This window comes from Kineococcus rubinsiae (assembly GCF_011839805.1).
Classification (GTDB): Bacteria; Actinomycetota; Actinomycetes; order Actinomycetales; family Kineococcaceae; genus Kineococcus; species Kineococcus rubinsiae.
This window is the reverse complement of the sequence record NZ_VWPY01000055.1, coordinates 1-10,212: the sequence shown is the minus strand read 5'-3', so window position 1 is coordinate 10,212 and position 10,212 is coordinate 1. Positions and strand designations below refer to the sequence as shown.

The window sequence follows — 10,212 nt, the reverse complement described above, 5'->3', positions numbered from 1 at the left end:
AGGTCTAGCACCGCGGCCCCGCCGCCTTCCAGGGCGTTCGCGTCCTCGCCACCGGGCGGGGCTCAGAGCCGGCCGGCGGCCTTCAGCGCGAGGTAGGTGTCGGCCAGCGCGGGCGCGAGGTCGTCGGGCGCCGCGTGCACGACCTGGACGCCGAGCCGCTCCAGCAGGGTGGCGGTGGCGGCCCGCTCGGCGGCGGCGGCCTCCGCGGCCGCCGCCCCGTAGACCTCCTCCGAGGTCCCGCGCTGCCGCGCCATCTTCTCCAGCGCCGGGTCGTCCACGGCCGCGACGACCACGGTGTGCCGGGCCGCGAGCTGCTCCAGGACGGTCAGCAGCCCCGACTCCAGCGCTGCCGGGTCCAGCGCCGTCAGCAGCACCACGAGCGCCCGCTGCCGCGCGAGGGCGCGCACCTCGGTGGCCACCACGTCCCAGTCGGCCTCGACGAGCGCGGGCTCCAGCGGGGCCAGCGCGTTCACCAGGCTCGGGAGCAGGTCGCCGCGCGAGGAGCCGCGCACGCGCGCGCGGACCCGGCGGTCGTGGGCGAAGAGGTCGACGCGGTCACCCGCGCGGCTCGCCAGGACGGCCGTGAGCAGGGCCGCGTCGATCGCCGCGTCCAGGCGCACCTCCGTGCCCTCGGTGCTGGCGAGGCGGTCGTGCCCGGCCGCGGGGCCCGTGCCGATGCGCGCGGCCGAGGTGCGGGAGGCGTCGACGACGAGCAGCACCCGGCGGTCGCGCTCGGGCCGCCACGTGCGCACGACGACGGACTGGCGCCGCGCCGTGGCGCGCCAGTCGATCGAGCGGACGTCGTCGCCGTCGACGTAGTCGCGCAGCGAGTCGAACTCGGTGCCCTGTCCGCGGTGCAGGACGGCGCTGCGCCCGTCGAGCTCGCGCAGCCGCGACAGCCGCGACGGCAGGTGCTTGCGCGACGTGAACGGCGGGAGCACGCGCAGCCGCCCCGGCAGCGGCGCGGAGCGCTGGCGCGCCGCGAGACCGAGCGGCCCGAGGCTGCGGACCGTGACCCGGTCGGCCAACCGGTCCCCGCGCCGGGTGGGCACGAGCACGGTCGTGAAGCGCCGCCGCTCGCCCGCGGGCAGGTCGAGGCGGTGGCGGTCGCTGCGGGCGCCCGCCGAGGGCTGCCACGCGTCGCGCAGCAGGCCGCGGACCCGGCGGCCGGAGGAGTTGGCCACCAGCAGGGTGCTCTCGACGGGCTCGCCGAGGCGCACCGCGGGCAGCACGGAGCGGCGCACGACGAGCCGGCGCGGGGACGGGGCCAGGGCCACGTCGAGGCCCACGAGCACCGCCACGACGAGCAGCCACGTCCACACCGCGGTCAGCGACGGCCACAGCGCCACGAGGACGACCCCCAGCGCGAGCAGCAGCGGGACGCGCCCCGAGACGCTCACGTCGACCCCCGCACCGTCGTGCCCCTCACCGCGGGACGGGGACCGCGCCGAGGACCGAGTCCAGGACCGAGTCCACGCTCACGCCGTCGAGCTCGGCCTCGGGCCGCAGCTGCACCCGGTGGCGCAGCGTCGGGCGGGCCAGCGCCTTGACGTCGTCGGGGGAGACGTAGTCGCGCCCCGACAGCCACGCCCAGGCGCGCGCGGTCGACAGCAGCGCCGTCGCACCGCGGGGGGAGACGCCGAGGGCCAGCGACGGCGAGGAGCGCGTCGCCCGGCACACGTCGACGACGTAGCCCAGCACCTCCCGGGAGACCTGCACGCGCCGCACGGCCGCCGACGCCAGGGCGAGCTGCGCGGGCGAGGCCACGGCCCGCACGCCCGCCGCGCCCAGGTCGCGCGGGTCGAACCCGGCGGCGTGGCGGGCCAGGACCTCGACCTCGTCCTCGCGCGGCGGCAGCGGCAGCGTCAGCTTGAGCAGGAACCGGTCCAGCTGCGCCTCGGGCAGCGGGTAGGTGCCCTCGTACTCGACGGGGTTCTGGGTCGCCGCGACGATGAAGGGCGCGGGCAGCCGGCGCGGGAGCCCGTCGACGGAGACCTGCTTCTCCTCCATGGCCTCCAGCAGCGACGCCTGCGTCTTCGGCGGGGTCCGGTTGATCTCGTCGGCCAGCAGGAGGTTCGTGAACACCGGCCCCTCGCGGAAGCTGAAGTTGGCGGTCTGCGCGTCGTAGACCAGGGAGCCGGTCACGTCGCCCGGCATGAGGTCGGGCGTGAACTGCACGCGCTTGGTGTCCAGCTGCAGGGCCGCGGCCAGGGTGCGGACGAGCAGCGTCTTCGCGACGCCGGGCACGCCCTCCAGCAGGACGTGGCCCTGGCAGAGGACGGCGATGACGAGGCCCGTGACGGCGGCGTCCTGGCCGACGACGGCCTTCGCGACCTCCTGGCGCACGGCGCGCAGCGCGTCGCGGGCGGCCTCGATCTCGTCGCGGCGGGCGTCCTCGCCGGGGCCGTCCACCGCGTCCGGGTCGGGGGCCTTGCCGAGCTGGACGCCCGGGTCCTCGGTCGTGCTCTCGCCGGTGCTCTCGCTCACGGTGGTGGTGCCTTCCTCGGGTGCGGCCTGCGGTGGGTCGGGTCGGGGGCGACGGGTCAGGTCGGGCGGCCGCGCAGCTGCGCCTCGAGGGCGTCGAGCTCCACGGCGAGCCGGACGAGGGCGGCCTCGTCGGCCGGTTCGGCGGGCAGCAGCAGGGCGCGCAGCTCGGTCGCGGGCCGCCCGGTGGCCCACGCGACGGCGTCGGCGACGTCGTGGGCGGGGGCCGTGGCGTCCAGGCGGACCAGGACGCGCAGGCGACGGAGCGCCGCCGAGCGCAGCGCCCGAGCGGCCCGCTCGCGGGCCCCGGCCCTGGCGTAGAGCCGGGCCCGGCCCTCGACGCTCTCCACCGAGCGCACGACGACGGGCAGCGGCTCGGGCACGAGGCGGCCGAGGCGCCGGCCCCGCCACGGCGCGAGCGCGAGCCCCGCCAGCAGCAGCAGCACGGCCGAGGGCAGCACCCAGCGCGGGACGAGCGAGGACAGCGGCGCGGCCCCGCCGTCGGCGACGTCGGTGGGGCTGGGCAGGTACCAGACGAGCGTGGGGCGGGCGCCCAGCGTGCGCAGCGCGAGGGCCGCCGCGCCGCCCTGGTCGACGTGCTGGTTGGTCAGCACGTCGCGCTGGCCGAGCACGGTGACGGTCCCGCCGCCCGCCGCCTCGACGCGCGCGTAGCTGCCGCCGAAGCAGACCGTCGGGGTGCCGCCCGCGCCCGCGCCCGGCGCGTAGAGGTTGCCGCCGGCCCGCGTGCGGCCCGCGGCGACGGCGTCGGGGGCGTCGCAGCCGGGGGTCCGCTCGGTGGCCGGGTCGACGCCCGCGACCTGCAGCGGCAGGCGCAGGGAGTCCAGCACGACGGCGTCGGGGGCGACGAGGACGAGGTCGGTCCCCGCGGCGACGAGGCGGCCGACCTCGCGCAGCCGGTCGGGGTCCAGCAGCACGGGCGCGGTGACGAGCAGCGTCGTGGACGCGCCGCCGCCGACCGCGGCGGTCGCCGTGGCGAAGGTCCGCGCCTCGCGCACGGTGATCCCCTCGGCCTGCAGCACCTGGGCGAGCGCGCGGCTGCCGGCGGGGGCGACCGAGGTCGGGGCGAGGGCGTCGCGCGTGGTCCGCGGCGCGGCCAGCGCGAGCCCCACCGCCAGCAGGACGAGCAGCCCGAGGGGCACGACGACGACGCGCGAGCGCCGCCAGGCCGCCCGCGCCCGCCCCACGCGCCGGACGGGCCGCGCGCCGGTGGAGACGGGGCTGCGGACCGGGCTCTCCGTGCTCACGAGGTGCTCCGCCCCGCCAGGTCGGGAGCGTCGGCGAGGGCGCGGGGCCGGGTCGCGGCGACCTCGGCCGCGAGGCGGCGCACCTCGGCCTCCACCTCGGGGGAGGCGGTGCGCCCGCCGTAGCGGACGTCGTCGAAGGTCCGGGCGGCGCGGCGCAGGCCGGCGGCGCACGCCGGCAGCGGGACGGCCGCCTCCTCGGCGACCTCGTGCGCGGTGCGGCCGGGGCGCCGCTCCAGCAGGGCCCGCTCCTCCAGCGAGCGCACGACGGCGCGGAAGCGCTCCTGCACGGCGACGGACCACTGCCCGGCGGCCGCGGCCGCGTCGGCGCGGCGGTGGTGCTCGGCGGCGGGGACGAGGTCGTCGAAGGCCGCGTCGGCCTCCGGCGCCCGGGCCCCGCGGCGGACCGGTCCCGCGACGGCGAGGACCACGACGACGACCGCGACGAGCACCAGCACGACGAGCAGCGGCCCCGTCCAGCTCGTGCCGAGCCCGGGGACCTGCACGCGGTCGAGGCGCTCGGTCACCCACGTCCAGACGCGCTGCAGCCACGGCTCCTCCTGCCCGCGGTACTCCCCGCCGGCGAGCTCGCGGGCGAGCAGCTCCCGCGCCTGGCCGGCGTCGGGCACGAGCGGGGCGCCCAGGCGCAGCAGGCCGCTCACCCGCCGGCCGCGGCGCGGTGCAGCTCGACGTCCAGCCCCTCGCGGCGCATCCGCAGGTCCACGTAGACCAGCGCCGTGACGGAGGCGAGGAAGGGGTAGGCCACGACGCTGCCGATCATCGAGCCGACGCTGGCGATGACCTGCTGCAGGACGACGGCCCCGGTCGGGTCGTCGGCGCTGCCCGTGGCGACCACCACGGCCTGACCCACGAGGGAGAACGGCACCCCGACGGCCGCGACGACGGCGTAGACCACGACCAGCGTCAGCAGCAGGATGCCCAGGGTGCGCCAGAAGCTGCCCTTGACCAGGCGCGACGAGCGGCGCACGGCCTGGCGGACGGTGAGCCGCTCCAGCAGCAGCGCGGGCGTCGCGAGCGCCCACCGGATCCAGAGGAAGACGGCGACCACGGCCCAGACCAGGGCGCCGGCCAGGGTGAGCACGACGCCCGAGGCGATCGCGGCGTCGCCGTCGGCGCCGACGAGCACGAGGATCCCGGGGGCCAGGGCGACGAGCCCGACGAGGGCGGGGACGAGGCTGAGCAGCAGCGAGAGGCCGAGCAGGGCCGGCAGCCGGCGGCGGGTCTCGCGCCAGAGCTCCCCGAGCGTCACCGTCCGGCCGAGGACCGCGCGGCTGACCGCCACGATGAGCATGCCGTTCAGGACGAGCACGGCCACGGCCTGCAGCAGCGTCACCACGAGGTAGAGCGGGATGCTGCGCTGCAGGGTGCCCGCGACCTCGGAGAACGACACGTCCGCCGCCGCGCCGGCGCCCAGTTGCTCCGCGAGGCCCACGAGGTCCCGCGTCAGCACGACGGTCGCGACGAGGGACACCAGCTGCGTGGCGACCACGACGATGGCCGACAGGCCGACCATGACCTTCGGGTTCTGCCGGAACGCGCGGAAGGCGCCGTCCCAGATCTCGCCGAGGCCGATCGGGCGCAGCGGGATGATGCCGGGCTGCCCGGCGGCGGGCCGGTCCCAGCCGCCCGTGCGCTCGTTCCAGCTCGGCTCGCCCCAGCCGCCCGCGGCGGGACCGCCACCGGCAGAGGGGGTCTGGGCGGGCGCTGGCTCCGTCGGCGGGGTGGGACCCCAGCCGCCCGGGGTCCCCGCGGGGGCACCGTTCCCGTCGTCGGGTGCTGCCCACTGGCTCATCGGTACCTCCTCGTGGCGGCCTGGCTCCTGCGCGTGATCGCCGTCCCGTCCATCGTGCCAGAGGCGTGCCAGCGGGCCGATGGGCGCGCCCCGGCCCGCGCCGAGGTCACGAGACGGCATCATGTGGTCATGAGGGGACGCGTCCTCGTGGTGGACGACGACACCGCGCTCGCCGAGATGCTCGGCATCGTGCTCCAGGGCGAAGGTCTGGAGACGCGGTTCTGCGCCCACGGCGACGAGGCCCTGGAGGCCTTCCGGAGCAGCCGGCCCGACGTGGTCCTGCTCGACCTGATGCTGCCCGGCAAGGACGGCATGGAGGTCTGCCGCCTCATCCGCGCCGAGTCGGGCGTGCCGATCGTGATGCTCACCGCCAAGAGCGACACCGTCGACGTCGTGCTGGGCCTGGAGGCCGGCGCCGACGACTACGTCGTGAAGCCGTTCAAGCCCAAGGAGCTCGTGGCGCGCGTGCGGGCGCGGCTGCGCTCGGCCTCGGACCGCCCGCCGGAGACGCTGCGCATCGGCGACCTCGTCATCGACGTGTCCGGGCACTCCGTGCGCCGCGACGGCCGCTCGCTGCCGCTGACGCCCCTGGAGTTCGAGCTGCTGGTCACGCTGGCCCGCAAGCCGTGGCAGGCCTTCACGCGCGAGCTGCTGCTGGAGCAGGTGTGGGGGTACCGGCACGCGGCCGACACCCGCCTGGTCAACGTCCACGTGCAGCGGCTGCGCTCCAAGATCGAGGTCGATCCCGAGCACCCCGAGATCGTGGTCACGGTCCGCGGAGTGGGGTACCGCGCAGGCCCGCTGTGATGCGCCCGGCCCGCCGGGTCCTGCCCGCCCCGCGCACCTGGGTCCCGGCCGCGCTGCGGCTCCTCGCGCGGGCCGCCGGGCGCTGGCGGGCCTCCCTGCAGCTGCGGGTCGTCGTCGCGACGACGGCGCTCGGGCTGCTCGTGGTGGTCGGCGTCGGCACCTACCTGCTCGACGGCATCGGCGACGGCGTCGTGGCCGAGCGCGAGCGGGCGGCGATGTCCGACGCGGCGCGCGGCGCGAGCACCGCCCAGGCGCAGTTCGACGCGTCCACGACCACGACCACCGCCGAGCTCGACCAGCTGGCGGGCGACGTCGTGTCCTCGCTGGAGGGCGCCGGCCCCGACCGGGTCCGCGGCGTCGTGCTCCTGCGCGCCCAGCCCGCCGCCGGCGGCGTCCCCGGCCCGAGCGCCTCCCCGAGCGCGTCGGCCGGCGGCGAGGGCGAGGCCACCGTGGTCGTGCGCGACATCGCCTCGGAGGGGCTCGCGGCCTCCGACGTGCCGCCCGGGCTGCGCCGCGCGGTCCAGGCCACCGACGTCCAGCAGATGCAGCTCGTGGACCTGCGCGCGAGCACGGGCAGCCCGGCGCTGCTCGTGGGCTCGCTCGTGACGCTGCCGCGGGCCGGGCAGTACGAGCTCTACTTCGTCTACTCCCTGGCCAGCGAGGAGCAGACGCTGCGCCTGGTGCGCACCACCTTCACCGGGGGCGGCATCGCCCTGGTCCTGCTCGTCGGGGCCGTGGCCTACGTCGTCGCGCGCACGGTCGTGCAGCCCGTCCGCGAGGCGGCGGGCACCGCCGAGCGCCTCACCAGCGGCCGCCTGCACGAGCGCATGCGGGTCCGGGGCAGCGACGACCTGGCCCGCCTGGCCCGCGCCTTCAACGAGATGGCCGCGGGCATGCAGCAGCACATCGAGCAGCTCGAGGAGCTCTCCCGCCTCCAGCGGCGCTTCGTCTCCGACGTCAGCCACGAGCTGCGCACCCCGCTGACGACCATCCGCATGGCCGGGGAGGTGCTGCACGACGCGCGCGCCGACTTCGACCCCGCCGTGGCGCGCAGCTCCGAGCTGCTGCTGACCCAGCTGGAGCGCTTCGACTCCCTGCTGCAGGACCTGCTGGAGATCTCCCGCTTCGACGCCGGGGCCGCGGCCCTGGAGGCCGACCCGCAGGACGTGCGGGCCATCGTCCACCGCGTCGTGGAGCACACCTCGGCGCTCGCGGAGCGTCGCGGCAGCCAGGTGCGGGTGTCCGCGCCGGGCGGGCCGTGCACGGCCGAGGTGGACTCGCGGCGCATCGAGCGGGTGCTGCGCAACCTGCTCGGCAACGCCGTCGAGCACGGCGAGGCGCGCCCCATCGAGGTGACCGTCGTGTGCGACGAGCGGGCCGTGGCCGTCGGGGTGCGCGACCACGGCGTGGGCCTGAGCCCGTCGCAGCTGCCCCGGGTCTTCGACCGCTTCTGGCGCGCCGACCCCGCGCGCGCCCGGACCACGGGCGGCAGCGGCCTCGGCCTCGCCATCTCGCTGGAGGACACCCGGCTGCACGGCGGCTGGCTGCAGGTGTGGGGCCGTCCCGGCGAGGGCTGCCACTTCGTCCTGACCATCCCGCGCACGGCCGGCGGCGTGCTGCGCAGCTCGCCGCTGCCCGTCGTCCCGCTGAGCTGGCGCCCGGCCGTGGCGGCGCTCACGGGCGGACCGCCCCGGTCCCCGGCCCCGCAGGACCTCCCGTGAGGGGGCGGGCCGCGGGGGTCGCGGCCGCCGCCGCGCTGGTCCTGCTGGCCGGGTGCGGCGGGCTGCCGACGTCCGGTCCCGTGACCAGCGGCTCCCGGACCCTCGACGACCCGCGGATCGGCCTGCTGGAGGTGATCCCGGAGGGCCCCCGCGAGGGCGCCTCGGCCGAGGACGTGGTGCGCGGCTTCCTGCTCGCGGCCAGCTCCGCGAGCGAGGACGCCGCCGTCGCCCGCACCTTCCTCACCGCGGCCGCCGCCCGGCGCTGGCGCCCGGAGGACTCGACCACGCTGGTCGACACCATCCCCGTGGTCGACGCGGCGCCCGCCCCGACGGGCACGCCGGCCCCGTCACCGGCCACGCCCGACGGCGCCTCGGTGCAGGTGGCGGTGTCCGCGGCCGTCGTCGCGGAGATCGACGCGACCGGGCACTACCTCCAGCGCACCCCGGGCACCCGGCTGCTGCAGACGCTCACGCTGCGCCGCGAGGGCGGGCAGTGGCGCGTCGACGAGCTCCCCGACGGCGTCGCGGTGAGCGAGCTCGACGCCTCCCGCACCCTGCGCGCCTTCCCGGTGTACTTCGCGACCGCGGACGCCCGCCAGCTCGTCGCGGACGTGCGGTGGTTCACCTACGGCTCGTCCACGGCGACGCGGATCGTCACGGAGCTGCTGGCCGGGGCCTCGAGCTGGCTCGCCCCGGCCGTGCGCTCGGGCGCCCCGGCCGGCACCCGGCTGCGCGTGGGGACCGTGCCCGTGGCCGACGGCACGGCGGCCGTGGACCTCACCGACGCGGTCCTGCAGGGCAGCCCCGAGCAGCGCAGCCTGCTGCTGTCGCAGCTGCGCGCGAGCCTCACGCGCCTGCCCGGCGTGGCCCGGGTGCGGGTGACGGTGGACGGTGCCGAGCTGACCCGCGCGGGCGACGGCGACGTCGGCGACGTGCCGCGCACCCTGGCCACGACCGACCCGCGCCTCGTCCTGCTCGGGCCTGCGGGGCTCTCGCGCTGGGACCGCACGGCCGTGGGCGCCGTGCCCGGCACCGGGCCGGGTCTGGCCAGCGGCGACGACGCGGCGCACCCCGCGGTGGGCCCGGCGGGCGGGCCCTTCGCCGTCCTCGACCGCGACGACCGGACCCTGCGCGTGCAGGCCGCGGGCGGCGAGCTGGAGACGGCCCTGCGCTCCGACGTCCCGCTGTCGCCGCCCTCGGTCGACCGCGACGGGTGGGTGTGGACCGTCGCCGCGGCGTCCGGCGCCGTCCCGCGGATCGTGCCGTCGGGCGACCCGGCGGCCCCCGCGCAGGCGGTCGACCTGCCCGCCGACGGGGTGGGCGGCACGGTGCGCCTGCTGCGGGTCTCCCGCGACGGCGCCCGGGTGGTGCTGGTCGTCGAGGCGCCGGACGGCAGCACGCACGTGCGCGTGCACGGCGTGGTCCGCGGGGCGGGCGCGCGCCCGCTGCGGCTGACCGCCGGCTCCCCGGAGCTGGTGCCCGGGACGGCCGACGTGCTGGACGCGTCGTGGCTCGAGGACGACCGCCTCGTGCTCCTGGCCCGTCCTGCGGCCGGCGACGACCCGGTGCCCCTCGTCACGCAGACCTCCGGGCCCGTCGACGCGCTGCCGGCGGTCCCCGGCGGCGTCTCGGTGGCCGCGGGCTGGAGCGAGCGCGACGTCGTCGTCGGCACCCGCGACGGCCGGCTGCTGACGCGCAGCGGTGCCGAGTGGGTCGTCTTCGCGGACGGCCGCGACCCCGCCTACCCCGGCTGACCGCCGACCCGGGCTGACCTCCCGCCGCCGGGTCCACAGGTCCCGCTGCCGGTCGCCGCCGGCGGGAGCCTGTGGACGGCGGCCCGGGCGCCGCGGCCGGGGGCGACGGTGGCCCGGTGACCCCCTCCGCACCCCGCAGCGCCCGCACCGCCCTCGCCGGGGCCGCCGACCTCCTCTGGCCGTCCAGCTGCGCGGGCTGCGCGCGGCCGGCGACGAGCTGGTGCCGCGGGTGCGCGGCCGCGCTGGCCGGCTCGGGCGCCGTCGCGAGCCTCGGCGACGGCACGCCCGTGCTCGCGGCGGCCCCGCACGAGGGCCCGGCGCGGTCGCTGCTGCTGGCGGTCAAGGAGCACCGCCGCGCCGAGGTGCGGCCC

Annotated in this window: 8 protein-coding genes and 1 pseudogene; 4 read left to right on the top strand and 5 right to left on the bottom strand. The window is 78.3% G+C overall.

Going from position 1 to position 10,212, the window contains the following annotated elements; translation table 11 throughout:
• Positions 1–62: 62 nt before the first annotated feature.
• From F1544_RS19160 to F1544_RS19140, 5 genes are read right to left on the bottom strand one after another with little or no spacing between them, the layout of a single operon-like run.
• A complete protein-coding gene (locus F1544_RS19160; protein WP_167587737.1) occupies positions 63–1,400 on the bottom strand; it encodes a DUF58 domain-containing protein in 1,338 nt (445 codons plus the stop codon).
• A 25-nt stretch (positions 1,401–1,425) separates the two neighbouring features.
• A complete protein-coding gene (locus F1544_RS19155) occupies positions 1,426–2,487 on the bottom strand; it encodes an AAA family ATPase (protein ID WP_308470191.1) in 1,062 nt (353 codons plus the stop codon).
• Between the two features lie 56 nt (positions 2,488–2,543).
• Complete coding sequence (locus tag F1544_RS19150; protein ID WP_167587736.1) at positions 2,544–3,749, bottom strand: DUF4350 domain-containing protein; 1,206 nt, start codon at positions 3,747–3,749, stop codon at positions 2,544–2,546.
• The gene (locus tag F1544_RS19145; protein WP_167587735.1) at positions 3,746–4,408 is read right to left on the bottom strand and encodes a DUF4129 domain-containing protein; all 663 of its coding nucleotides are present in this window, start codon (positions 4,406–4,408) and stop codon (positions 3,746–3,748) included. Before F1544_RS19145 ends, F1544_RS19150 begins: the two co-directional genes overlap by 4 nt.
• Positions 4,405–5,559, bottom strand: a complete 1,155-nt coding sequence (locus F1544_RS19140) for a glycerophosphoryl diester phosphodiesterase membrane domain-containing protein (protein ID WP_167587734.1) — start codon at positions 5,557–5,559, stop codon at positions 4,405–4,407. Before F1544_RS19140 ends, F1544_RS19145 begins: the two co-directional genes overlap by 4 nt.
• A gap of 129 nt (positions 5,560–5,688) precedes the next feature.
• On the opposite strand from F1544_RS19140, the gene mtrA reads away from it, so the two are divergent.
• From mtrA to F1544_RS19120, 4 genes and pseudogenes are all read left to right on the top strand, one after another.
• The gene (mtrA, locus tag F1544_RS19135; RefSeq protein ID WP_167587733.1) at positions 5,689–6,366 is read left to right on the top strand and encodes an MtrAB system response regulator MtrA; all 678 of its coding nucleotides are present in this window, start codon (positions 5,689–5,691) and stop codon (positions 6,364–6,366) included.
• The gene (gene mtrB, locus F1544_RS19130; RefSeq protein WP_280114944.1) at positions 6,366–8,087 is read left to right on the top strand and encodes an MtrAB system histidine kinase MtrB; all 1,722 of its coding nucleotides are present in this window, start codon (positions 6,366–6,368) and stop codon (positions 8,085–8,087) included. Before mtrA ends, mtrB begins: the two co-directional genes overlap by 1 nt.
• Positions 8,084–9,841, top strand: a complete 1,758-nt coding sequence (locus F1544_RS19125; protein WP_167587732.1) for an LpqB family beta-propeller domain-containing protein — start codon at positions 8,084–8,086, stop codon at positions 9,839–9,841. Before mtrB ends, F1544_RS19125 begins: the two co-directional genes overlap by 4 nt.
• Before the next feature lie 116 nt (positions 9,842–9,957).
• Positions 9,958–10,212, top strand: a pseudogene (locus tag F1544_RS19120) (ComF family protein); the annotation flags it as partial.